The following is a 23,002-nucleotide window of genomic DNA, read 5'->3' as shown; positions in this document are numbered from 1 at the left end:
TGAATAAATAGTGATATTCATGAATTTTTATACTTTCATTTCAAAAAAAATTACTGCTTTACAGCAGAATGATTTGCCATGACATCTTTCAGCTTCTCCACGGCCGCTTTGATTTCGCTTTTCGCAACCGTCAACGGCGGCAGAAGCCTGATGACGTTCGGACCCGCAGGAAGAACGAGCAGGCCTTCTTTTTGAAGCGCTTCGATCAGCGGCTGCACGGGTTCTTTGCACTCGATTCCGGCGATCAGCCCTTTCCCGCGGATATCTTTCACAAGCGGAAATTGGAGCTTATCTTTCAGCTGTTGATGCAAAAATGCTCCTTTGGCGCTCACTTCTTCAAGAAAGCTTCTGTCAAAAATGGTCTCCAACGTGGCATTTGCCGCAGCCATCGCAAGCATGTTCCCTCCGAATGTCGTGCCGTGGGAGCCCGGCGAAAACGCTTCTGAGAGCTCTTTTTTGCCGATGACCGCTCCGACCGGAAAACCGCTGCCCAGCCCTTTCGCAACGGTGACGATATCGGGTGACAGCCCTTCGTGTTCATATCCGAATGCTTTACCGGTGCGGCCGATTCCGGTTTGAACTTCATCAATGATAAGGAGAGCCTGCTTATCTCGGCAAAAGTCTTGAACGCTCTGCAGAAATTCTCTGCTCGCCGGGATGACGCCGCCTTCGCCTTGAATCGGCTCCAGCATGACCGCCGCGATATCTTTTTCGTCCTGCAATTCGGCAAATGCTTTCGGCTCGTTGTAAGGGAGGTAATGGAATCCTTCAAGCATCGGTCCGAATCCGTGCTTGATCTTTTCCTGTCCGGTTGCAGCCATTCCCGCATACGTGCGCCCGTGGAACGATTGCTGAAAGGTTACGATTTTTGTTTTTTTCGTATGTTTTCGCGCAAGCTTCACCGCCCCTTCATTCGCTTCCGCCCCGCTGTTGCAAAAGAAGACGAGATCGCCTGCACTGTTTTTGGCAAGGAGCTGTGCAACCTTTTCTTGAAGCTCATTTTGAAACAAATTGGAAACATGCCAGACATCGTCAAGCTGTTTTTTGAGAGCAGCCGTTACTGAATCGGGGCAATGCCCGAGATTGCAGACCGCGATTCCCTGGACGAAATCGAGATAGGCGTTCCCCTTCTCATCCTGGACGATCGTGCCTTTCGCTTTTTTAATATTGATATTCCAGCGGCTGTACGTTTGAAATAAGTGACTCACGATACGGCCTCCTTTTGTTTGATGATTTTCGTGCCGATGAAATCGTCTTTCGTCAGGAAAGATCCTTTCCCGCTTACGATCATTACTTCTTCCACTTCATCTGTAAGAGCCTCTTTTGCGGAATGCACTTTTGGTATCATGCCTCCCGAGATCACGCCTTCAGCAATCAGGCTTTCGATGTCTTCGGGCGTCAGCTCTTTCAGCATTTCTTCGTTTTTCATAATTCCTTTGACATCTGTCACAAACATCAATTTGTCAGCGCGCAAGGCTGCCGCAACAGCCGACGCCGCCAAATCGGCGTTCACATTCAAGGTCTCACAGCCATCCGTCATCGAGAGGGGTGCGATAACCGGAATAAATCCTTTTTCCATGAGCGCTTCGGCCATTTGGCCGTTTACTTTTTTAATGCGCCCGACTTGACCGTATTCCTTTTCATTTAAATAGTCTGCAAGGAGCAGTCCCCCGTCTTTTCCCGATACGCCGACAGCCGGAAGCCCGTGCTTTGTCAGCTCAGCAACGAAAAATTTGTTGATCGAACCGGACAGGACCATTTCAGCGACTTCAAGAACCGCTTTTGTCGTCTTGCGCTGTCCGTTGACGAATTCGGTTCGAATATTGAGCTTCTTCAGCATCTTTGTAATATCGGGTCCACCCCCGTGCACGAGCGCGATTTTCCAGCCGCTTTCAGTCAGATCTTTCAGGTTTTGAAAAAATTCGTCCGAGAGTTCGCGGATGACGCTTCCGCCGCATTTAAAAACGATTGTTTTACCCATTGTGATCCCCTTTTTTACGTACGATAGCTCGCATTGATTTTGACGTATTCATAAGTTAAATCGCAGCCCCAAGCCGTACCCTTTCCTTCACCTTCCTGCATGAAAACCTCGATTTTCACTTCGCTGTTTTCTAAATATGTTTTGGCCAGCTCTTCCGAAAACGGCTGGGGTTCGTTGTTTTTAAATAGGCATTGGCCGCCCAGGCGGATTTCCACCTTCTCCGGTGTCACAGCAGCCATGCTGTCCCCGATTGCGACAACGATTCTGCCCCAGTTCGCATCCGTTCCGTAAACCGCGGTTTTTACAAGGTTTGAGCCGACGATTTTTTTGGCGATGATTTGCGCTTCAAGATTGCTTTTCGCGCCGTTCACTTCAACCTCGATCAGCTTTGTCGCCCCTTCCCCGTCTCTTGCGATTTGTTTGGCGAGGTCTGTGCAGACAAGCTGCAGGCCTTTTTTGAAAACCGGCCAATCTTCGTGTTCTTCATGGAGGCGCTCATTTCCGGCGCATCCGTTCGCCATGACGAGCACCATATCGTTCGTCGATGTATCGCCGTCGACCGTTATCTGGTTGAACGAAACGTCCGTGATTTCCCTTAAAGCCCTTTGCAGCGCGCTTTCTTCGATGCATGCATCTGTTGTGACAAAGCCGAGCATCGTCGCCATATTCGGGTGGATCATTCCCGACCCCTTGGCCGCTCCGCCGATCGTCACTTTTTGGCCGCCGATCATCAGTTCATAGCACGTTTGTTTGATCACGGTGTCCGTCGTTAAGATCGCTTCTTCGAAATCGCCTTCGGCAGGCTCTGTCTCGGCGAGAAGGCTGATGCCTTTTGTGATGTTTTCCATATTGAGGTATTCGCCGATGACGCCGGTTGAGGACACGGCCACCAGATCCGGCTCGATCCCGAGCATATCAGCGCTTTGACGGCGCATTTCATAAGCATCTTTTAAGCCCTGCTCTCCCGTGCATGCGTTGGCATTGGCGCTGTTGACGATGACGGCTTGGAGATGCGCGCTTTTTTTGAGGCTTTCCTGCGTCACCTTGATCGGCGCAGCCTGAAAGTGGCTTTGGGTATAAACGGCGGCGCTCACCGCCGGTCTTGAGCTGATGATGATCCCAAGATCCTTTTTTGAATAGCGGAGGCCGCAGTGGACCCCTTTTGCAAGATAGCCCTTAGGCGAAGCGACGCTTCCGTCTGTTTTTTTTATGCTGTCTTGACTCACCTGAATCATAAGTTTGTTCTCTCCCGTCTTATGGATAAATTGGCGTAAATTCAAGCCCGGCGGTTTCGCTCAAGCCGTTCATAATGTTGAAGTTTTGAACCGCTTGACCCGCGGCTCCCTTCATCAAGTTATCGATCACTGACACGATTGTCACTCTGTTCGTCCGTTCATCGACGGTAACGCCGATATCGCAAAAATTGCTGCCGTACACCTCTTTTGTGGCAGGGAACGAACCCGTTTCTCTCACTCTGACAAAGTATGAATCTTTATAAAATTTAGAAAAAATAAGCTGCAGCTGTTCGGCATCCATGCTGTCTTTCAGCTCTGTGTAGATGGTCGCCATAATGCCTCTTGTCATTGGAACTAAATGCGTGCTGAATGTGATCGGTTTAAATGCGGAGTTCCACTGTTTGACAGTCTGCTCGATTTCAGGCGTGTGCTGGTGTTCGTTTACCTTGTATATTTTAAAATTGTCATTGACCTCTGAAAAATGAGTGCCCATCGACGGCTTTCTGCCTGCCCCCGATACCCCTGTTTTTGCATCGATGATGACAAAAGATTCGTTGATGCTGCCGCTTTTGACGAGCGGCGCCAAGCCGAGAAGAACCGCTGTCGGAAAACATCCTGGATTGGCTATATACTGCGCCGTTTTAATGTCTTCCCGATTCAGCTCAGACAGTCCGTATACCGCTTTTTGAAGCACGTGTTCAGGCGCGGCTTCCCTTTTATACCACTTTTCATAGACGCTTGGGTTCTGTATCCTGAGATCGCCGGACAGATCAATGATGGGTATGTCATATGCATCAAACTGTGGCGTCAGCCGGCTGGATATCCCCGGAGGCGCTGCCATAAATAAAAAATCGATTTCATTCGCAATCCTCTTAACCTCGATCGGTTGCAGGTGTTGATCTGTCAGTTTCACAAGGTGCGGGTATGCGGCGTCATAGCGGGCTCCCTCATCACTCGATGAATACAATATGCATTCATCTGCATAAGGGTGAGTCCTCATAATCCTCATGATTTCTGCCCCTCCATAGCCAGTAGCACCTATAATACCTATTTTCAAAACGAGTTCACCTTCTTGGTCTTTGTGAAATTATTTAACATTATAACATGAATAAAAATTAATTCAATTGTATATTTAATATTTTTTCAATCACCTTTCATATTGGTTCTTTCCTCCCGCCGGCGGTCCTTTTCTTCGGCTCGGTCGTGCTCCGTTCTTACCTTCCCGGGTTCCCCGCTTTTCAAACCGGAGAATGTGCCGGCAGCAGTTATTGCAATAAAAAAAGAACGCTTGTAAAAGCGTTCTTTTTCATTAATAACGGGAGAGGCCATCTGCCGGGATCATTCCCTTTATATGGAAGAGAAAGAGCCTGTCAACGGTTGAACAGGCTCTGGAAACGTTTATTGTATACCAAGTGCGATTTTCGCATATCGCGACATTTTGTCCCTTGTCCAAGGCGGATTCCAGACGATATGAACGTCAACTTCCTTGACTTCCGGAATATCTGCGAGCGCTTTTTTGACTTCATCTACGATGATCGGCGCCAGCGGACAGCCCATTGAAGTCAAAGTCATGGTCACGTCTGTTTTGCCGTTCTCATCCATATCTACGTCGTATACAAGGCCGAGATTGACGATATCGACGCCCAATTCAGGGTCAACGACCTGTTCAAGGGCGCCCATGATGTTTTCTTTTAATGCTTCATCCACTCTTCCTCACTCCTTTTTTCATCAGTATAACGCACTTCGTTCATTTTCTAAAACGATAGTGCTTACAAGTGCGCGTCAAACCATTCGACTGTTTTCAAAAGGCCTTCCCTCGATACTTTATGTCCGGCCCGCTCATCTTCGATAAAATGCAGCAAATCAGGCCGAGCTTCATACAGTGGAATAATCGATTCATAGAAGCGGCGCGTTAAAGCAAATGGAACGGTGCCGTCCTGTTTGCCGTGCCAAAATAAAAGCGGCCTCATGTTCAATTTGTCCGGCTGCAGACTCAAGTCAAAACGCTTCAGTTCTTCGCGCTGCTGATCGATTTGTTCTTCTGTGATAGGAAGTTCAATTTTCTTTTCACGCATAAATGCGAGCTGCTGATCAAAAAATTCTACATAGGCGGGACTGCCCATTAAACTGACGGCAGTTGTAATCCATTCGTATTGAGTCAAAGCGCCGAGCGTGACAATGCCGCCCATCGATGTTCCGGCGGCGCCGATGCGGCCCTTTTCAATCATGTTTTCCCGTTCAAAGTGGTTTTTCAGCACTTCCAGCTCTTTGATTTCATTCGTGACGATCTCCCAAAATCTCGGGGCGAGCTCTTCCTGGGTGAGCTGTTCATTCCTTTCCCCGTGATAGAGAGCCTCGGGCAGAATCACGCGCATTCCTTTTTCGGCAAGCAGGTATGCGAAGTGAAGGTTATGCTCTTTTGCGCTTGTAAAACCATGTATGAAGAAAACAAGAGGAAGAGCTTTCTCTTTTTTCTCCTCTTTTACAATATGCAAAAGAGGAATGTTTGAAATATGCTGCTTTTCGATTATGATCACGACTGTTTCTTCCTCCTTTTAGGATGTCCATCATCATAAGTTTAACATGTAGACAATAAAGAAGGTAAAAAGATACACTATAGGTAAGTCAGAACTTTCAAATTCACATTAAAGGAGCATTTATGGAGACAAAACCATATTTAATTGCATTGGACTTAGACGGTACATTATTAAAAGACGACAAGACCATCTCGGAAAGCTCCAGCGAAGTCATCCGCAAGCTGCGGGAAGATGGACATTACGTGTGCATTTCTACGGGAAGACCGTTCAGAGCAAGCTCCATGTATTATGATCAGCTCCAGCTCGATACGCCGATCGTCAATTTCAACGGCGCGTTTGTCCATCACCCTAAAGATGAAAGCTGGGGACGCTTCCATACATCTCTTGATCTCGAGGTGGTCAAACAGATCATTGAAGTCAGCGAAACGTACAACGTACATAATATCCTTGCTGAAATTGTCGATGATGTTTATTTTCATTATCATGACGAAAAGCTGATTGATGTCTTTACGATGGGCAGCCCGAATATTACAGTCGGAGATTTAAGAACAAACCTCGGCCAGGATGTGACAAGCGTATTGATTCACGCAAAAGAAGAGGATGTTCCGGCGATCCGCTCCTATCTGTCAGACGTACACGCAGAGATGGTCGACCATAGAAGATGGGCGGCCCCGTGGCATGTAATCGAACTGATTAAAAGCGGCATCAATAAAGCGGTCGGCTTAGAGAAAATCACGGACTACTACGGAATCCCGCCTGAGCGGGTCATTGCCTTCGGCGATGAAGACAACGACCTTGAAATGCTTGAGTTCGCAGGCTGCGGAGTAGCGATGGGCAACGGCATCGAAGGGGTAAAAAGCGTTGCAAACAAGGTCACGAAATCGAATGAGGAAGACGGAATCGCAGTCTTTTTAAAGGATTACTTCGCTTTATAATTTTATAATTTGCCATTCATAAACGGCTTTTCAAAACGGCCATACTATGAGAAGACGGCCGCACCGGACCGTCACTTGTGTTAAGGGGGAATTCAAGATGGGTAAACGCAGCAAATCAAAACGGTTTATTCAGCAAGGCAAAGACTCGCTTAAACAGCATGCCGCCAGGTTCCCTTACCGCTCCACATTAGAAGAGGCTGAACAGAAGAGCGGCCCGACGGAATGCGGAGGGCTGTAAATGAGAAACGAACTGTTTCAAATGGCCAAAGCAGCCGTACATGCAGCTGAAGCTTCGGCGGATTCAGGCGAAAAGGCGAAAGCCGTTGCAAGAGCTAAAAACGCCCTTTCCTCGGCGTATGCCAATTCAACTGATGCCGAACGGCGACAGCTTCACAATCTTCAGGAGCAGCTAGATCAACTATCATAATACCGCACCGGCTTTTGACAGCCGGAGAGGAGTCTGTGCCATCGGCACGGCTCCTTTTTTATTTTTCCGCTCTCAAAGCATAAAAATTTGACATCGGGAACAAAAGGAAGTACATTATAAAAGGCGAACATTTTAAATAACTTATTAATAAATATTCGTTTTTTTGGGGGTTTTTATATTGGAAAATGTATTTGATTACGAAGATATTCAACTAATTCCTGCAAAGTGCATCGTCAAGAGCCGTTCTGAATGTGATACATCCGTGCAGTTTGGCGGAAGGACATTTAAACTGCCTGTCGTGCCGGCCAATATGCAGACCATTATAGATGAAAAGCTGGCTGTTTCATTAGCGGAAAACGGTTACTTTTATGTGATGCACCGCTTTGAGCCGGAAACACGGATCGATTTTATTAAAGACATGAAGGCACGCGGTTTGTTTTCTTCAATCAGCGTCGGAGTCAAAGATGAAGAATACGCGTTTATCGAAGAGCTGACGAGAGAGAATCTCACACCCGAGTACATCACGATCGATATCGCCCACGGTCACTCAAACGCCGTCATCAATATGATTCAGCACATTAAAAAACATCTTCCGGACAGCTTTGTGATCGCAGGAAATGTCGGAACGCCTGAAGCTGTTAGAGAGCTTGAAAACGCCGGAGCCGACGCTACAAAAGTCGGCATCGGTCCCGGAAAAGTCTGCATTACAAAAATCAAAACCGGTTTTGGAACGGGCGGATGGCAGCTGGCTGCGCTGCGCTGGTGCGCAAAAGCGGCAAGCAAGCCGATCATTGCTGACGGCGGCATCCGCACCCACGGAGACATCGCCAAATCGGTCAGATTCGGGGCGACAATGGTCATGATCGGTTCGCTGTTTGCCGGACACGAAGAATCGCCTGGAGCAACGATCGAAAAAGACGGCAAGCTCTACAAAGAATATTTTGGTTCAGCTTCTGAGTACCAAAAAGGCGAAAAGAAAAATGTCGAAGGCAAAAAAATGTACGTGGAGCATAAAGGCGCGATCATGGATACGCTGACAGAAATGGAACAGGATCTGCAGTCGTCCATTTCTTATGCGGGAGGAAACAAGCTCGATGCGATCCGCAACGTAGACTATGTCATCGTTAAAAATTCTATTTTCAATGGGGATCAATATTAACGGTCACATCCTGTGACCGTGGCGGTGTTCATTCAGCCGCCGATCCTTCCTGACAGAATACAAAAGAGGCATCCTTTCCCGGGATGCCTTTTTTGATGGTTATTTCACTTCAAACGTTTTGCCGGCCCTCAAAGTTGCAAACTGTTCCGATCTCCCCAAAAATGTCACGTTTACTTCGTATGTGCCGGGTTCAGGCACCTCTTTCCATACATCAGTAAAATCGTAGGACTCTTTCGGATTGAGCGTCATCGTCTGGAAAGCCTGTGTAAACATTTTTCCTTTCGAGTAGCGGTATCTTTCATTCCCTTCTTTGTCGCTGACGATCAGCTCAAATTTCTGTCCGCTGCTGAATTCAAACTCTGCCGCATCATCCGTATGGTTTACAACCGACATCCGAAATTCGATTTCTCCCTGCTTCTGGACGGGTTCAACCGTCAATGTCACACTCCCGTTATCCACTTCCCCTGATACCTCCTTATCGGGGACTTGATCCCCGTTTTGCCCGCATCCACTGACAAACAGCAGCATCACAATCATGGAAATCAGCCGCATTCATTCACCCTTTCATTAATCTTTGCGGAAAAACCCTAAAACCTGTGTTGTCTGTACGACGTTTGTGAAAGCTTTTGGATCAACTTCATTAATGATTTTTTCCAAGTCGTACAATTCATACCTTGTGATGACAATGATCATCATTTCTTTCTGTTCATTCGTAAAGGCGCCTTTCGCCGGAACGGTTGTAATTCCGCGGACCATCCTCCCGTAAATGGCTTCTTTGATCTCCTCCGCTTTCTTTGTGACAATCATAACGGTGAGCTTGGCGTGGCGGGTGTGGATGGCATCAATCACCCTGGTTGTCACATATAGTGTAACGAGCGTATATAATGCTTTCTCCCATCCGTTCAATAATCCTGCTGTTAAAATAATCGCACCGTTTAAAATAAAGAAATAGGTGCCGACCGGTTTGTCTTTCCACTTTGCCAGGATCATCGCAATAATATCCAAACCGCCCGTTGAAGCCCCGTATTTAAGGGTCAGGCCGATCCCGACCGCGGCGATCACCCCGCCGAACACGGCATTCAGCAAAATGTCGTTTGACAGGCTCGCCTCAGGGAGCATCCCCAAAAAGACCGTCGTCAAGGCCACGCTCAAAATGCTGTAGACCGTAAATGAGCGCCCGACCTTGAGCCACCCTAGAATCCCGACGGGAATGTTTAAAATAAACAATAGCGTCCCCGTTGAAAAATAAATCGGGCTGTACTGGTCAAGCGCGCTCGATAAAAGCTGCGCCACCCCCGTAAAGCCGCTGGCGTAAACATCGGCGGGAATCAGAAACAGATTCAATCCGATGGCATTTAACAAGGCGCCGATGATGACAATGAACAATTTTTTTGCTTCCGCTATGACCATATTTAGTTCCTCCGCTACTTTCGTATATATTTGGTTTACCCTTAAAACAATATTTTGAAAACGTCAATGTAAAAATATATGATATAGTTGACCTAAAAAACGAAGTATGCCGAAGGACAGCTTAGTGTCCTTTTCAACCATTTTTTAGAAAGAAGGGGTTCAAATGAACGTTCACCTTTTAGCAGACAGCGCGGCAGATTTGCCGAAATCTTTTTATGATGAACATCGCATCTCATTTATTCCGTTAAGGGTGCTGCTTGATGAAAAAGAATACGATGATCTTCTGACGATTCAGCCTCTGGACGTTTATGAAGCGATGCGCGAAGGCAAAGCGCCGAAAACGTCCCAGCCGTCTCTGATGCTGTTCAAGAACGCATTCAGCGAGCTGGCCAACGAAAATAAACCCGCTCTCTATATCGCCTTTTCCTCAGAGCTGTCCGGAACATACCAGACGGCTGTGATGGCGGCAAACGAAGTCAAGGAGGAGTTCCCTGATTTCGACCTGCGGATCATCGACTCAAAATGCGCTTCATTAGGCTATGGGCTTGCTGTCAAGCACGCCCTCAAACTCGCAACTAACGGCAATACAATACAAGAAATCGAGTCGTCTGTAAAGGACTTTTGCGAACATCTTGAACATATTTTTACCGTTGATGACTTGACTTATTTGGCAAGAGGCGGAAGAATCAGCAAAGCATCGGCATTTGTCGGCGGGCTGTTGAATATTAAACCGCTTTTGCATGTTGATGACGGCAAGCTTGTCCCCCTTGAAAAAATCCGGGGCAAAAAGAAGCTGCTCAGACGGATGATCGAATTAATGAAGGAAAGAAGCGTCGATTTGAGCGGACAGACGGTCGGCATCAGCCACGGAGATGACGAAGAGACGGCCGAAGAAGTCAAACGGATGATCGAAGCCGAATTCCAGCCGGAGGAGATCGTCGTCAACATGATCGGTTCAGCGGTCGGCGCCCACGCCGGACCCGGAACATTGGCGGTCTTTTTTCCGGGGAAAGACAAAAGATAAGATAAAACAGAGGCCTGCTTTATAAAAGCAGGCCTTAGATTGTTGACAAAATCCCAAAACGGCTCTTAGTTTTGGGATTTTGTCATCCTTCTTTCAGCGTGACCCAAAACCCTTTCAGTCTAGGAAGGCCGAGCATCGGAGCGGACTTTCACAGGAAGTGACGACGGCGGCGTTCAGGCAGGACGCCTGGGCGATTAGCCGCCGATCCTTCTCCTATTCGTGAGCACCGACTTAGCAGGCCTGACAACGAATGCGAGGGTTTGTCGACACGCTGAGGCCTGCTTTTTAAAAGCAGGCCTCAGCGTCAGCTGTCTTCGGTGACTGTCCCTTCCTCAACGGCCGGCGCAAGCGCTCCATCAAGAAAGCCGGCAGCAGCTGTCGCGACATCCGGGCCTCCAGATCCCTCGACCACTTTTTCCATTGTGATCGGACAAATTTTGTACGCACCGCCGAAGTTGACGACCCCTCCTGCCGAAACGCGATGAATGTAAACTGAGCAGCAATGTTTCATACCAAGTCTCCTTTTTTGGGTCTTATGATATGTGTATGCTGACGGAACAAGGTGGCATAAACTTCCCGGCAAAAAACATCGCAATTGGGAGAGTACATAGTTTCGCCGGCAGTGAGCAAGCTAAGAGCGACATTTTGACGGGAGGTGCTTCCTCATGAAAGATGATGATAAAAAGCCGGTTGACAATAACGCCGTCAACCAGCAGAAAAACCGGCTCGCCGAAAAGAACAGACAAGCCGGTAAACACCAGGAATCAAAGAAGCCTCATCACCTGTAAGAAACCGGCGGCGTCCCGATCGGAACGCCGCCTCAAGATTATTTTTTCTCGTACGTCCAACCCTCTTCCTGATAGATTTTATCCTGTTTCATCAGATGGCCGAGCGCCCTTTTAAATGCTGCTTTGCTCATGTTGAAGCGCTCTCTGATATCCTCTGGATCGCTTTTATCCCAGAATGGCATCGCGCCGTTTCTCGATCTCATATAAGTCAGAATTTGTTCCGCATCAACCGACAAGGCATCCTGCTTTCTCGGCAGAAGCGACAGATTTACAGAACCGTCTTCTTTTACTTTGATCACCCTTGCAGTCAGCTTTTCGCCGAGCCTCGGCTCTTCCTTTCGCTCAGAAGAATGGATGAAGCCTCTGATGCCGGCTTCGGAAATCATAAAAGAGCCTGATGCGATCAAGCGGTAGATCGTCCCGGTGAGCTCTTTATTCATCAGGCCGGGTGAAGCTTCAGTAAACAGTTCGCTGATCTTGTCCTCCGGCGCCGGCTTGGCAAACATCCTTCCGTGCCCCGTGATTTTCAGCATACAGTACAGCCTGTCTCCTTTTTGCGGCCATACTGATTCATACGGCGGGAGATGCTCTGTCGCAACGAGGGCGTCCTTCGAGAGCCCGACATCGACGAAAACGCCCATGCCGCTGACGGCATCAACGACTTCCACCCAGCCGTATTGTTCAGCGCTGATGATCGGCTTTCTCATCGTAGCCGCAAGGCGATCTTCGTGATCGACATATAAAAAAACATCGACCTCTTCTCTCCCGTCAATATCCTCGGTGATCTCGCTCTGATGCAGAAGGACCGCCGTTTCGCCGTCCGTCAAAAAGTAACCGTAATCTGCTTTATGATCTATTTTCAATGTTAGCTGCTGTCCAGGTTTCATACTGCTTCTTCCTTTCTTATCCGCCTGTTTTTCTTTTTCTTATTATTCCTCCAATGTTCAAATTATTGCCAGATCGCGGCCAGGCAAAACCGCTCGATATTGGAAGTTTCACCTTATTCTACTATAATTGACTCATAAGTAAAATGGATGGAGGTTTTTTCACATGGCGAAAGAAAGCTCATTTGATATCGTCTCAAAGGTTGAACTGCCTGAAGTTCAAAACGCAATCCAGACCGCTCTCAAGGAAATCGGCACACGCTATGATTTCAAAGGGTCAAAAAGCAGCATCACACTCGAAGGAGACGAACTCGTTCTCGTATCAGACGACGAATTTAAAATGAACCAGTTGAAAGACGTACTTGTCGGCAAACTGATCAAGCGGAACGTCCCGACGAAAAACATCGAATACTCAAAGCTTGAGAACGCTTCAGGCGGCACGGTCAGACAGCGCGGAAAATTAGTTCAAGGCATCGACAAAGAAAACGCAAAAAAAATCAATAACCTTATAAAAAAATCGGGTCTGAAAGTTAAATCGCAAGTGCAGGACGATCAAGTCCGCGTAACCGGAAAAAATAAAGACGACCTTCAGCAAATCATCGCGATGGTGAGGGAAGCCGACCTGCCGATTGATGTTCAATTTATAAATTTTCGATAAATTCTTAATTTACTGTTGATTATTCCCCCGATTTTCGGTAAATTGAGTAAAAGTAATCAATAGAAACTAAATAGCTGTTCTTATCAAGAGAGGCAGAGGGACTGGCCCGATGAAGCCTCAGCAACCGGTGAATGAATATTCATGACCAAGGTGCTAAATCCAGCAAGCAGCCTGCTTGGAAGATAAGAAGACGGACAAATGTCGCTGAAAAGTCTTCTGCTTCCCAGAAGACTTTTTTGTTTTATTAAGAATGATTAAGGGGGAAAACGATGGGTTTTTTGGAGGATATAAAAAACAAAACGTTAATCGCTGACGGCGCAATGGGCACGCTTCTGTATTCCTATGGGATCGACAGGTGTTTTGAGGAACTGAACATCTCCAAGCCCGAAGAAATAAGACGCGTCCACGAAGCGTATGTACAGGCCGGCGCCGACATTATTCAAACGAACACGTACGGCGCAAACTTCATCAAGCTGTCCAGATACGGACTCGAAGACGAAACAAAACAAATCAACGAAAAAGCCGTCCGCCTCGCCCGCGCCGCCGCCGGCTCCGCTTATGTTCTCGGTACGCTCGGCGGAATCCGGACGTTCAACAAAAACTCGTATTCTCTCGAGGACATTAAAAGAAGCTTCCGCGAACAGCTCTACCTTCTGTTAAATGAGCAGCCGGACGGACTTCTGCTCGAAACCTATTACGACTTAGAAGAAGCGCGCGAAGTTTTAAAGATTGCCAGAAAGGAAACGGAGCTGCCGATCATTTTGAATGTCTCGATGCACGAAGAGGGCGTTCTTCAGGACGGCACCCCGCTTGCGGACGGTCTGAAGCAGCTGGCATCACTCGGCGCAGATGTCGTCGGCATCAACTGCCGTCTCGGCCCTTATCATATGATCAGAGCGCTTGAAGAAGTCCCGCTTTTAGAAGATGCCTATCTTTCCGTCTATCCGAACAGCAGCCTCCCGTCCCTTGTCGAAGGCAGGCTTGTTTATGAGACGGATGATGAATATTTCAGGGAAAGCGCGGAGGAATTCCGCAATCAAGGCGCACGGATCATCGGCGGCTGCTGCGGAACGACGCCGAACCACATCAGAGCGATGGCTGAGGCCGTCAAAGGACTTCCTCCAGTCACCGAAAAACGAGTGAAAATCAGAAAGAAAGCGGCGCTTGCCGTTCAAAACGAAAGGACAGAGCCTGCTCTTGACGATCTGGCAAAGCAGAAACGGTCCATTATCGTCGAGCTCGATCCTCCAAAACAATTAAACTTTGAGAAATTTTTGCACGCCGCAGAGGAGCTAAAATCAGCCGGAATCGATGCACTGACATTGGCGGACAACTCCCTTGCCACACCGAGGATCAGCAATGTCGCCTGCGGGGCGCTCTTAAAACAGCGCCTCGATATGAGGTCGCTGATTCATATCACATGCAGAGACCGCAACCTGATCGGCCTGCAGTCCCATTTAATGGGACTCGATACGCTGGGGCTGTCAGACGTGCTGGCGATTACCGGCGATCCGTCGAAAATCGGCGACTTTCCGGGAGCGACTTCCGTCTATGACCTGACATCGTTCGATTTGATCAGCCTGATCAAGCAGTTTAACGAAGGCTTGTCCTATTCGGGTAAACCGCTCGGCAAGAAAACGAATTTCTCAGTGGCGGCCGCCTTCAATCCGAATGTCAGACACATTGACAAAGCGGTGAAACGGCTTGAGAAAAAAATCGCCTGCGGCGCAGACTATTTCATTTCCCAGCCTGTCTATTCCGAGGAGCAGCTCATTAAAATCCACAAGGAAACGCGGCATCTTGAAACACCGATCTATATCGGCGTCATGCCGCTCACCAGCAGCCGCAACGCGGAATTCATCCACAACGAAATCCCCGGCATCAAGCTGTCTGATTCAATCCGCGAAAAGATGGCGCTGGCAGGAAACGACAAACAAAAACAGGCCGAGGAAGGGCTCGCGATCGCTCGCTCTCTGCTTGATGCGGCGTGCGACCTGTTCAACGGCATTTATCTGATCACACCGTTTTTGCGGTCCGATCTAACCGCCGAGCTGACGGCATATATCCATCAGAAAGAAAAGGAGAAGACAAATGTCTAACATCAATGACCAGCTGAAGAAAAAAATCCTCGTCCTTGACGGTGCGATGGGAACGATGATCCAAGACGCCGGTTTGTCCGCCGCAGACTTCGGAGGCGAGGCATATGAAGGGTGCAATGAATTTCTAAGCATTACGGCGCCCCATGTCATTCAGGGCATCCACGAAGCCTATCTCGAGGCTAAAGCCGATATCATCGAGACCAATACGTTCGGAGCCACCCGGCTCGTTCTGGACGAGTACGACCTCGGGCATCGAGCCTATGAAGTCAACCTCGCTTCAGTCAAACTCGCCAAAGCGGCCGCCGAAAAGTTTTCAACTCCTGAATGGCCTAGATTTGTCGCCGGTGCGATGGGTCCGACGACAAAAACCCTTTCCGTCACCGGCGGCACCACCTTTGACGAACTGATCGATAACTACGAGGAACAGGCAAGAGCGCTGATCACGGGGGGAGCCGACCTCTTGCTCCTCGAAACGAGCCAGGATATGCTGAACGTTAAAGCCGGCTTTATCGGCATTAGACAAGCCTTCGAAAAAACCGGCAAAACCCTTCCGCTCATGGTGTCAGGCACAATCGAACCGATGGGCACGACGCTTGCCGGCCAGGATATCGAATCGTTCTATATCTCCCTCGAGCATATGAAACCGGTCAGCGTCGGTTTAAATTGCGCGACAGGCCCGGAATTTATGACAGATCACATCAGGACCCTTTCTTCCCTAGCGAGGACGGCCGTCAGCTGCTATCCGAATGCCGGCCTCCCCGATGAGGAGGGGCAATACCATGAATCACCGCAATCGCTGGCGAAAAAAATCAAGGCGTTTGCTGAAGAAGGCTGGCTGAACATTGTCGGCGGCTGCTGCGGAACGACGCCCGCCCATATTGAAGCGCTGGCCGATGAAGTAGCCCTTCTGCCTCCGCGGACGGTTCCTTCGGGAGCAAAGCCGCACACCGTCTCAGGAATCGACGGATTAATTTACGAAGAAACAATGCGTCCCCTTTTTGTCGGTGAGCGGACCAATGTCATCGGCTCGAGAAAATTCAAGCGGCTCATCGCCGAGCATAAATTTGAGGAAGCATCCGAAATCGCGAGAGCCCAAGTGAAAAACGGCGCCCATGTCATCGACATCTGTCTCGCAGACCCGGACCGCGATGAAGCGGAAGATATGGAAGGCTTTTTAAAAAAAGCGATGAAAAAAGTAAAAGCCCCGTTTGTCATCGACTCGACGGACAAAACGGTAATTGAAAAGGCGCTGAAATACTCGCAGGGAAAAGCGATCATCAATTCGATCAATCTTGAAGACGGCGAAGAACGGTTCGCTGACATCCTTCCGCTCGTCAAACAGTTCGGAGGCGCACTCGTCGTCGGCACGATCGATGAAGAGGGGATGGCAGTCACCGCGGCAAAAAAGCTGGCCGTCGCCGTCCGGTCGCATCAGCTGCTCACCGAAAAATACGGAATACCGGCCAGCGATATCATATTCGATCCGCTCGTCTTCCCGGTCGGAACGGGCGATGAACAATACATCGGCTCAGCTAAAGAAACGATCGAAGGGATCCGCCTCATCAAAGAGCAGCTCCCTGAATGCTTAACGATTCTCGGCGTCAGCAACGTCTCATTCGGTCTTCCGCCCGTCGGCCGGGAAATCTTAAATGCTGTATTCTTGTACCACGCAACACAGGCTGGGCTCGATTACGCGATCGTCAATACAGAAAAGCTTGAGCGGTTTGCTTCCATTCCTAAAGAAGAAGTCGAGATGGCTGAAAAACTTCTGTTTCATACCGACGATAAAACGCTCGCATCCTTCACTGACTTCTATCGTGGAAAGAAAAAAGCGGACAAACAGCCGAAAACGTCCCTTTCCCTCGAAGAGCGCCTGGCCGAATACGTAATCGAAGGTACAAAAGAAGGCTTGATTCCCGATCTCGAACAAGCGTTGAAAAAATTCGCCACCCCGCTCGACGTGGTCAACGGTCCGCTCATGGACGGCATGGCAGAGGTCGGACGGCTGTTTAACAACAATGAGCTGATCGTCGCTGAAGTTCTGCAGTCGGCAGAGGTTATGAAAGCTGCCGTTTCCTTTCTCGAACAATATATGGAAAAGAAAGACGACAGCGGCAAAGGAAAGATCATTTTGGCAACCGTTAAAGGCGATGTCCATGATATCGGCAAAAACTTAGTCGACATCATTTTAAGCAACAACGGCTACAAGGTAGTCGATCTTGGGATTAAAGTGACACCGCAGGAGTTAATTGAGGCGATCCGCAAAGAGAACCCCGACATCATCGGTCTGTCCGGCCTGCTCGTCAAATCGGCGCAGCAGATGGTCGTTACGGCGAAGGATCTCGATAAAGCGGATATTTCCATCCCGATCATGGTCGGCGGAGCCGCGCTTTCAAGAAAATTCACGAACATGAAAATTTCGCCTGAATATAAAGGGCCGGTTTTATACGCGAAGGACGCCATGGACGGCCTATCGCTCGCCAATCAGCTGCGGACGGACCCGTCGCAGTTTCTCGAGAAAAAAGAAGCCGCTGCACCCGCCGCCGTCGCGGAAAAAAAGCAGACGAAAGCCGTAATTGAAATGCTTGAAAAACGGGCGCACGTTCCGAAGGCGCCGGTCTTTCAGCCTGAAGACTTGAAACGGCACTATTTGAAAAACATCGACCTTTCCTATATTGTGCCGTATGTCAATGAACAAATGCTGCTCGGCCATCATCTCGGCTTGAAAGGGAAAGTCAAAAAACTACTGGCTGAACAGCATCCAAAAGCACTGGAGCTGAAAGAACTGATCGACGAGCTGCTGAGAGACGGAAAAGAACACGGCTGGTTCGATCCTGCGGTCGTCTACCAATTTTTCCCTGCGTACAGCGACGGGGATTCGCTTCATATTTTAGATCCAGTGAACAAAGACAGCATCCTTGAAACGTTTGTTTTTCCAAGGCAGGAAAAGCTTCCGTACCGCTGTATTTCCGATTACGTCCGACCGAAGGGAGAGCTTGATTATGTCTCGTTCTTTGCCGTAACGGCGGGCAGGCATGTAAGAGCTGCCGCCAACCGCTTTAAGGAGGAAGGCGACTACTTGAAAAGCCATGCGGTACAAGCGCTTGCTCTTGAGCTGGCCGAAGGGCTCGCCGAACGGACGCACCAGGTTATCCGCGACCGCTGGGGCTTCCCTGATGCACCCGACTTCACGATGGAACAGCGTTTTCAGGCGAAATACCAAGGGCAGCGCTATTCCTTCGGATACCCGGCCTGTCCGAATCTTGAAGATCAGGAAAAGCTTTTCAGGCTCATCCAGCCCGAAGGCATCGGCGTTCACTTAACAGACGGCTTCATGATGGAGCCCGAAGCTTCCGTATCAGCGATCGTTGTCTCCCACCCGGAAGCCAGATATTTCAATGTTCATTAAACGAAGACCCTGCCTGCCGTTTGCGGCCGGCAGGGTTTATCATGTATGTCTTTAACATAAAGTCATTGCCGCTTTCAGGTTTTATAATGCGCAACTATGGATTCAGCCATTTTAAGTATCTTTCCGTGCAGTTCTTTAGGTTCAATGATCCTCATGTGCTCTGCGAATCCGAGTATATACCTTTTTGCTTCTTCTTCCGTATCAAAGGATAGCGTAACGGGGATCCAGCCCTCCTGATCGATCTCATTTGTTTCGATGATCCGCACAAAATGATTGGTAAACGACAGCCTCGGCAAGATGGCCTGCGCCGCCTTCACCCGCACTTCATACGTCGGCAGCCTTTCAATAAATTCCTTTGTTGAAGACCGCCACACGTGAGCAATATCAAAATTTTCGGGCCTATCAAACGTTTCGCGGACAAAAACGGCAGATTTAATCCGTGAAGCCCTGTAATTCCGAATCTCCCCATTTTCTTTAGATGCAATCAGATACCAGTTCGCCCCTTTAGCCACCAGCCCAAGCGGTGCAACAACACGATCAGCCGTTTGTCCATCTGCCCGCTGATAGACAATTTTTAATTTTTGATCTTTCCATATGGCATCTTTCAGCACTTCAAAGGATTCTGCTTTTTCTTTCTTATGGCGCCATGAACAGGTATCAATATATATGCGGTTCCATACATCCTTTGCGTTTTGGCGATATTCCGAAGGCAGCGAGGCAATCAGTTTATTTCGGGCTTCTTCGGATATGCGGGTTAATCCGAGATCGTCAAGCAATTGTTCAGAAAGCGGAACAAATAGTGCGCGTATTTCAGATTCTTTTAAGCCGGTTAGAGTGGTTTGGTAATCATCAAGCAATGACCAGCCTCCGTTTATGCCGCGTTCGGCCACAACGGGAATCCCCGCTCCGCTTAAAGCTTCCATATCCCTGTAAATCGTGCGCTCGGAGACTTCCAGCCTTTCCGCTAATTCTTTCGCCGTCATTTGCCCTTGTGCCTGAAGCATTAAAAGAATAGATATCAGTCGATCCCCTCTCATATGACCACCTTTCTTATCAATGAATGAACTTATTTAATAAAATATGACAATGGTTGTCAAGATTGAGCTTTTATAATGAACATATCTTTTTAAATGAAAGGAATGGGATGAATGAAGCCGCTGAAAGGAAAAATCGCCCTCGTAACAGGCGGAAGCAGAGGCGCGGGCCGCGCCATCGCTGCAGAACTTGGAAAAGCCGGTGCAACCGTGTATATTACAGGCCGCAGCATCAGAGGGGCTTCCACGAATCAATGGCCCGGTACAATTGATGACACCGTGTCACAAATTGAAGCTTCCGGCGGAAAGGCTATTGCTGTAAGATGTGATCATACGAACGATGCAGAAACAGAGGCTGTCATCGCTAAAATTCGCGAAGAGCAAGGAAAACTGGATATTTTGATCAACAATGTGTGGGGGGCGCACGATCTGGGTGTCGAGGCAAAGCCTTTTTGGGAATTGTCATTGAAAAATTGGGATACGATGTTCGCCGCCGGGGTGCGTGCCCAGCTGGCGACAAACCACTTCGCCGTGCCGCTCCTTCGCGAAAATAAACAAGCTCTTATCATTCACACGACCTTCTGGGATGAGAACAAGTACACCGGACAGTTTTATTACGATTTGGCCAAGAACGCAATCGTCCGCATGGCGTACGGTCTTTCATTGGAATTAAAACGGGACAACATTGCCGTTATTGCCGTTTCGCCGGGATTTATGAGAACCGAACTTGTGCTGAAATACCATGAATCAGATGAGGCGCATTGGCGGGAGTCGGAAGATTTAAGGAGAACCGAAACGCCTTATTATGTCGGACGCGGAATCACAGCATTGGCTAAGGATCCGGATGTGATGGAGAAAAGCGGACGTGCGTTAAGAGTTGGTGATTTAGCCAAAGAATATCAGTTTACCGATGTGGATGGACGATATATTCCGCCATTTACGATATAGGGATTAGGGACCGCCTCCCGGGGGAAATGATTCTTTAAACAGATCAGGGGGTGATGATCATCCTGCTTTGATTGTTTCCACAAGCGTTATATATAATGGAATAACATCACAGCATGCTGAAAATCGATCGCTCTCATCTGATCTGCAACTGAAGGAGGAATCATATGATTGAAGTCAAACCAATAAACGCGGAAGATACGTATGAGATCAGGCACCGCATTCTCCGGCCGAATCAGCCGCTTGAAGCATGTATGTATGAAACCGATTTGCTCGGGGGTGCGTTTCACCTCGGTGGATATTACCGGGGCAAGCTGATCAGCATCGCTTCCTTTCATAAAGCCGAACATTCAGAGCTTGAAGGCGAAGAACAGTATCAGCTGAGAGGGATGGCGACGCTTGAAGGATACCGTGAGCAAAAAGCGGGAAGCACGCTCATCCGCCATGCCGAAGAGCTTCTTCGGAAAAAGGGGGCAGACCTTTTATGGTGCAATGCCAGGACATCTGTGAGCGGCTACTATGAAAAGCTCGGCTTCAGCGAACAGGGCGAAGTCTACGACATACCGCCGATCGGACCTCATATTTTGATGTATAAGAAATTGACGTAAAAAAACCCCGCCGGAAGCGGGGCATTCTCGGCCGCATTAGCATTACAGCTTTGCGGCCTCTTTTTTAAATTTCGCAAGCGCATTTGTCACTTTTCCGAATTCGGAGGCGTGCGGGCGGTCATCGCCGTCCTTGTAGCCGTAGTCGACCATCCGGTTTCTGTTGAGGCAGAGCTTCGTCAATTCCGGCTTGAATAAGTCGAACAATTCGAAGCGCTCACGCAGTTCAGGGAATTTTTGCTGATAATCAAGAATCGCATCAGCCAGAGCTTTCCACAGACGCTTTTCAGGAAGCAGACCGTCATTTTCTAAAATGTTGGCTACATAGCGCAAATGGCAAATGAAAAGCCCGGTAAAGATAAACTGCACAAGCCCTTCCGGCGGCTCGCTTCTGAGAACGGCTTTTAAATCCCCTGTCAAACCGCTCAGTTCAGGAAGCGGCTGGTCGCTGATATTGACGTCATCAACAAAATCTTTAATCGCCAGCCTGTGCGGCTGATGATCTTTTAAGACGAGAATCGTATTTTGTCCGTGCGGTGAAAATACGGTTCCGTAGCGGTACATGAAATGCAGAAGCGGCGGCATCACGGTGTCAAACAGCTTTCCGATCCACTCCTCCGCTGACAGCCCCGACTTTTCGATCAGGCGCCTGATAAACGGCACGCCGCCTTGATCAATGTATGTTAAAGAAGCGAGCGTAACAGGCCGTTCTCCTTCTTCCAAATACGTATAAATGCTTTCTCTGAAAATAGCGCCGAGCATTTCCAAATATTGATACGGGGCTTTTTCAAGAGAGTGATAGTATTGGTGGTCAACGTTCAGACTGGCATTTTCGCCTGGCAGGATCACCCGGCATTCGTCTTTTAGAAATGCGTCGTTTTCGGCGATCCCTTTGATATGCTCAGTGATTTTCGGCGCGATAACCGTACGTTCCGACGGCAGGCCTCTGTATACAAGCGTATTTAAAATGCTCATCGGCAGTTTAATATGATGCTTGTGTTTGTTTGTGATGTTTGTAAAGGTCCTAATCGATTGCTGCGGCAGGTACTCGTCTCCGCCTTCCCCTAAAGGAATGATCGCTTTTGAAGCAATTTCTTCAGGAAACTGCTGAATGATCGTATTTGTCCACTGCCATTCGTGGACGGGCATATAATAATAGTCTTCACTGGCTGCGCCCTGCTTTTCTATGACTTTAGCGAATTGCCTTAAAGTCAGCTCATCAAGCTCTTTATGAATCAGCGTCTCATAATCGAGCCCTTCAACCGAGTGAAATGACGCGGTATCTTTGTGTACAGCGATCCACAGCAGCCGTTTGGCTCTCTGATTTTCCGGGGCAAACCGGAGGTAGTCATCATAGCCAAAACCGATTCTTCCTTTGTTGTAGACGATCCACGGATGGCCGGTCATCTCGCCTTCAATTACGGCATAATCGGCTTCGGTCAGCTCGTCAGCCGTAAGCGCATCCTTTGCCAAAAGGTGGGCATCAGCCAGCATCGTATGGTTGAACTCCTTGATCAAATGACCCGCTGTCTCCGGACTCATCGGGATATGCGGCTGAATATCCAGGAGAAATTCAATCGCGCTCACATGTTTTGTCCATTGTCCGCCCTTGAAGACTTCAATCGTCTCCGGCACCGCGTCAAAACTGTCAAACATGCGTGGTTTGGCGGCAAACCGGTACACCTTATCCTCGGCCGTTCTCAGCTCATAGCGGTTGATGCCGTCTTCAGTTTCAATGAAATCGGGCTTAATGATATCCTCATACATATATTCAGAAAGCATCTTCGCCAGCAATCGCCGATTGACTTCTCTCCACCTGTCAGGATCGAGGACCCTCTTTAATTCATCTTGAAACAACATGAAAATGCCTCC

The 23,002-nt window shown here is 48.6% G+C and carries 22 protein-coding genes, 1 pseudogene and 1 riboswitch; of the genes and pseudogenes, 11 read left to right on the top strand and 12 right to left on the bottom strand.

Features of this window, described 5'->3' with window-relative positions; translation table 11 throughout:
* Positions 1 to 50: 50 nt before the first annotated feature.
* The 6 genes from TRNA_RS27520 to TRNA_RS27490 all read right to left on the bottom strand — a co-directional run bounded on the left by TRNA_RS27520 (position 51) and on the right by TRNA_RS27490 (position 5,753).
* Positions 51 to 1,208 carry an acetylornithine transaminase gene (locus TRNA_RS27520; protein WP_003180562.1) on the bottom strand — a complete coding sequence of 386 codons (1,158 nt, stop codon included), beginning with the start codon at positions 1,206 to 1,208 and terminating at the stop codon, positions 51 to 53.
* The gene (gene argB / locus TRNA_RS27515) at positions 1,205 to 1,981 is read right to left on the bottom strand and encodes an acetylglutamate kinase (protein ID WP_003180560.1); all 777 of its coding nucleotides are present in this window, start codon (positions 1,979 to 1,981) and stop codon (positions 1,205 to 1,207) included. Before argB ends, TRNA_RS27520 begins: the two co-directional genes overlap by 4 nt.
* A gap of 14 nt (positions 1,982 to 1,995) precedes the next feature.
* Positions 1,996 to 3,216, bottom strand: coding sequence for a bifunctional ornithine acetyltransferase/N-acetylglutamate synthase (gene argJ / locus TRNA_RS27510; protein WP_011197757.1), 1,221 nt, complete (start codon positions 3,214 to 3,216; stop codon positions 1,996 to 1,998).
* A 19-nt stretch (positions 3,217 to 3,235) separates the two neighbouring features.
* Complete coding sequence (gene argC, locus TRNA_RS27505; RefSeq protein ID WP_009328857.1) at positions 3,236 to 4,273, bottom strand: N-acetyl-gamma-glutamyl-phosphate reductase; 1,038 nt, start codon at positions 4,271 to 4,273, stop codon at positions 3,236 to 3,238.
* Positions 4,274 to 4,614: 341 nt separating this feature from the next.
* On the bottom strand, positions 4,615 to 4,923 hold the full coding sequence (locus TRNA_RS27495) for a metal-sulfur cluster assembly factor (RefSeq protein ID WP_003180552.1): 309 nt from the start codon (positions 4,921 to 4,923) through the stop codon (positions 4,615 to 4,617).
* Between the two features lie 62 nt (positions 4,924 to 4,985).
* Positions 4,986 to 5,753, bottom strand: coding sequence for a prolyl oligopeptidase family serine peptidase (locus TRNA_RS27490; protein WP_009328859.1), 768 nt, complete (start codon positions 5,751 to 5,753; stop codon positions 4,986 to 4,988).
* Positions 5,754 to 5,875: 122 nt separating this feature from the next.
* Here TRNA_RS27490 and TRNA_RS27485 point away from each other — a divergent pair, with 122 nt between their 5' ends.
* The 4 genes from TRNA_RS27485 to guaC all read left to right on the top strand — a co-directional run bounded on the left by TRNA_RS27485 (position 5,876) and on the right by guaC (position 8,274).
* A complete protein-coding gene (locus TRNA_RS27485) occupies positions 5,876 to 6,688 on the top strand; it encodes a Cof-type HAD-IIB family hydrolase (protein WP_003180550.1) in 813 nt (270 codons plus the stop codon).
* Between the two features lie 97 nt (positions 6,689 to 6,785).
* Positions 6,786 to 6,926 carry a hypothetical protein gene (locus tag TRNA_RS43835; protein ID WP_003180548.1) on the top strand — a complete coding sequence of 47 codons (141 nt, stop codon included), beginning with the start codon at positions 6,786 to 6,788 and terminating at the stop codon, positions 6,924 to 6,926.
* Entirely contained in the window at positions 6,927 to 7,115 is a 189-nt protein-coding gene (locus tag TRNA_RS27480) for a DUF3813 domain-containing protein (protein ID WP_011197756.1), read from the top strand.
* 178 nt (positions 7,116 to 7,293) lie between these two features.
* Entirely contained in the window at positions 7,294 to 8,274 is a 981-nt protein-coding gene (guaC, locus tag TRNA_RS27475) for a GMP reductase (RefSeq protein ID WP_003180544.1), read from the top strand.
* 99 nt (positions 8,275 to 8,373) lie between these two features.
* Here the strand turns inward: guaC and TRNA_RS27470 are convergent, their stop codons facing one another.
* Positions 8,374 to 8,826, bottom strand: coding sequence for a BsuPI-related putative proteinase inhibitor (locus tag TRNA_RS27470; RefSeq protein WP_003180542.1), 453 nt, complete (start codon positions 8,824 to 8,826; stop codon positions 8,374 to 8,376).
* 15 nt (positions 8,827 to 8,841) lie between these two features.
* Positions 8,842 to 9,684, bottom strand: a complete 843-nt coding sequence (locus tag TRNA_RS27465) for a YitT family protein (protein WP_003180539.1) — start codon at positions 9,682 to 9,684, stop codon at positions 8,842 to 8,844.
* Between the two features lie 163 nt (positions 9,685 to 9,847).
* On the opposite strand from TRNA_RS27465, the gene TRNA_RS27460 reads away from it, so the two are divergent.
* A complete protein-coding gene (locus tag TRNA_RS27460) occupies positions 9,848 to 10,708 on the top strand; it encodes a DegV family protein (protein ID WP_011197755.1) in 861 nt (286 codons plus the stop codon).
* Positions 10,709 to 11,012: 304 nt separating this feature from the next.
* On the opposite strand, the gene TRNA_RS27455 is transcribed toward TRNA_RS27460, so the two are convergent.
* Positions 11,013 to 11,219 carry a spore germination protein gene (locus TRNA_RS27455; protein ID WP_011197754.1) on the bottom strand — a complete coding sequence of 69 codons (207 nt, stop codon included), beginning with the start codon at positions 11,217 to 11,219 and terminating at the stop codon, positions 11,013 to 11,015.
* A gap of 154 nt (positions 11,220 to 11,373) precedes the next feature.
* Between TRNA_RS27455 and TRNA_RS43565 the strand changes: the two genes are divergently transcribed.
* Positions 11,374 to 11,496, top strand: coding sequence for a hypothetical protein (locus tag TRNA_RS43565; RefSeq protein ID WP_003180532.1), 123 nt, complete (start codon positions 11,374 to 11,376; stop codon positions 11,494 to 11,496).
* A gap of 38 nt (positions 11,497 to 11,534) precedes the next feature.
* Here the strand turns inward: TRNA_RS43565 and TRNA_RS27450 are convergent.
* Positions 11,535 to 12,403: pseudogene (locus TRNA_RS27450) on the bottom strand (S1 RNA-binding domain-containing protein).
* Positions 12,404 to 12,546: 143 nt separating this feature from the next.
* Between TRNA_RS27450 and TRNA_RS27445 the strand changes: the two are divergent.
* The 3 genes from TRNA_RS27445 to metH all read left to right on the top strand — a co-directional run bounded on the left by TRNA_RS27445 (position 12,547) and on the right by metH (position 18,546).
* Entirely contained in the window at positions 12,547 to 13,038 is a 492-nt protein-coding gene (locus TRNA_RS27445) for a YajQ family cyclic di-GMP-binding protein (protein ID WP_003180528.1), read from the top strand.
* A 77-nt stretch (positions 13,039 to 13,115) separates the two neighbouring features.
* A riboswitch (SAM riboswitch) is annotated at positions 13,116 to 13,227 on the top strand.
* Positions 13,228 to 13,307: 80 nt separating this feature from the next.
* Positions 13,308 to 15,137, top strand: a complete 1,830-nt coding sequence (locus tag TRNA_RS27440) for a bifunctional homocysteine S-methyltransferase/methylenetetrahydrofolate reductase (protein WP_009328867.1) — start codon at positions 13,308 to 13,310, stop codon at positions 15,135 to 15,137.
* Positions 15,130 to 18,546 carry a methionine synthase gene (metH, locus tag TRNA_RS27435; protein ID WP_011197752.1) on the top strand — a complete coding sequence of 1,139 codons (3,417 nt, stop codon included), beginning with the start codon at positions 15,130 to 15,132 and terminating at the stop codon, positions 18,544 to 18,546. The genes TRNA_RS27440 and metH overlap by 8 nt, the downstream gene beginning before the upstream one ends.
* A gap of 74 nt (positions 18,547 to 18,620) precedes the next feature.
* On the opposite strand, the gene TRNA_RS27430 is transcribed toward metH, so the two are convergent.
* A complete protein-coding gene (locus TRNA_RS27430) occupies positions 18,621 to 19,583 on the bottom strand; it encodes a helix-turn-helix transcriptional regulator (protein ID WP_003180521.1) in 963 nt (320 codons plus the stop codon).
* A gap of 111 nt (positions 19,584 to 19,694) precedes the next feature.
* Here TRNA_RS27430 and TRNA_RS27425 point away from each other — a divergent pair, with 111 nt between their 5' ends.
* Both TRNA_RS27425 and TRNA_RS27420 read left to right on the top strand, forming a co-directional pair.
* Complete coding sequence (locus TRNA_RS27425) at positions 19,695 to 20,528, top strand: dehydrogenase/reductase SDR family member 1 (RefSeq protein ID WP_003180519.1); 834 nt, start codon at positions 19,695 to 19,697, stop codon at positions 20,526 to 20,528.
* Positions 20,529 to 20,692: 164 nt separating this feature from the next.
* Entirely contained in the window at positions 20,693 to 21,133 is a 441-nt protein-coding gene (locus TRNA_RS27420; protein WP_003180517.1) for a GNAT family N-acetyltransferase, read from the top strand.
* Between the two features lie 42 nt (positions 21,134 to 21,175).
* Here the strand turns inward: TRNA_RS27420 and TRNA_RS27415 are convergent, their stop codons facing one another.
* Positions 21,176 to 22,990 (bottom strand): IucA/IucC family protein, encoded by a 1,815-nt coding sequence (locus TRNA_RS27415; RefSeq protein WP_003180496.1) that lies wholly within the window; start codon positions 22,988 to 22,990, stop codon positions 21,176 to 21,178.
* Between the last annotated feature and the right edge of the window lie 12 nt (positions 22,991 to 23,002).

The sequence above is a fragment of the Bacillus licheniformis DSM 13 = ATCC 14580 genome (assembly GCF_000011645.1).
In the GTDB taxonomy this organism is placed as follows: Bacteria; Bacillota; Bacilli; order Bacillales; family Bacillaceae; genus Bacillus; species Bacillus licheniformis.
Note: the sequence above shows the minus strand (reverse complement) of the source record. Positions and strands in the feature narration are given on the sequence as shown.

Bases quoted from the DNA above. Each gene is read 5' to 3' on its own strand.
- TRNA_RS27485 (WP_003180550.1), top strand. From the start codon at position 5,876: ATGGAGACAAAACCATATTTAATTGCATTGGACTTAGACGGTACATTA.
- TRNA_RS43835 (WP_003180548.1), top strand. From the start codon at position 6,786: ATGGGTAAACGCAGCAAATCAAAACGGTTTATTCAGCAAGGCAAAGAC.
- TRNA_RS27430 (WP_003180521.1), bottom strand. From the start codon at position 19,583: ATGAGAGGGGATCGACTGATATCTATTCTTTTAATGCTTCAGGCACAA.
- TRNA_RS27480 (WP_011197756.1), top strand. From the start codon at position 6,927: ATGAGAAACGAACTGTTTCAAATGGCCAAAGCAGCCGTACATGCAGCT.
- argJ (WP_011197757.1), bottom strand. From the start codon at position 3,216: ATGATTCAGGTGAGTCAAGACAGCATAAAAAAAACAGACGGAAGCGTC.
- TRNA_RS27455 (WP_011197754.1), bottom strand. From the start codon at position 11,219: ATGAAACATTGCTGCTCAGTTTACATTCATCGCGTTTCGGCAGGAGGG.
- argB (WP_003180560.1), bottom strand. From the start codon at position 1,981: ATGGGTAAAACAATCGTTTTTAAATGCGGCGGAAGCGTCATCCGCGAA.
- TRNA_RS27415 (WP_003180496.1), bottom strand. From the start codon at position 22,990: ATGTTGTTTCAAGATGAATTAAAGAGGGTCCTCGATCCTGACAGGTGG.
- TRNA_RS27470 (WP_003180542.1), bottom strand. From the start codon at position 8,826: ATGCGGCTGATTTCCATGATTGTGATGCTGCTGTTTGTCAGTGGATGC.
- metH (WP_011197752.1), top strand. From the start codon at position 15,130: ATGTCTAACATCAATGACCAGCTGAAGAAAAAAATCCTCGTCCTTGAC.
- TRNA_RS43565 (WP_003180532.1), top strand. From the start codon at position 11,374: ATGAAAGATGATGATAAAAAGCCGGTTGACAATAACGCCGTCAACCAG.
- TRNA_RS27445 (WP_003180528.1), top strand. From the start codon at position 12,547: ATGGCGAAAGAAAGCTCATTTGATATCGTCTCAAAGGTTGAACTGCCT.
- TRNA_RS27420 (WP_003180517.1), top strand. From the start codon at position 20,693: ATGATTGAAGTCAAACCAATAAACGCGGAAGATACGTATGAGATCAGG.
- TRNA_RS27425 (WP_003180519.1), top strand. From the start codon at position 19,695: ATGAAGCCGCTGAAAGGAAAAATCGCCCTCGTAACAGGCGGAAGCAGA.
- TRNA_RS27440 (WP_009328867.1), top strand. From the start codon at position 13,308: ATGGGTTTTTTGGAGGATATAAAAAACAAAACGTTAATCGCTGACGGC.
- TRNA_RS27460 (WP_011197755.1), top strand. From the start codon at position 9,848: ATGAACGTTCACCTTTTAGCAGACAGCGCGGCAGATTTGCCGAAATCT.
- TRNA_RS27465 (WP_003180539.1), bottom strand. From the start codon at position 9,684: ATGGTCATAGCGGAAGCAAAAAAATTGTTCATTGTCATCATCGGCGCC.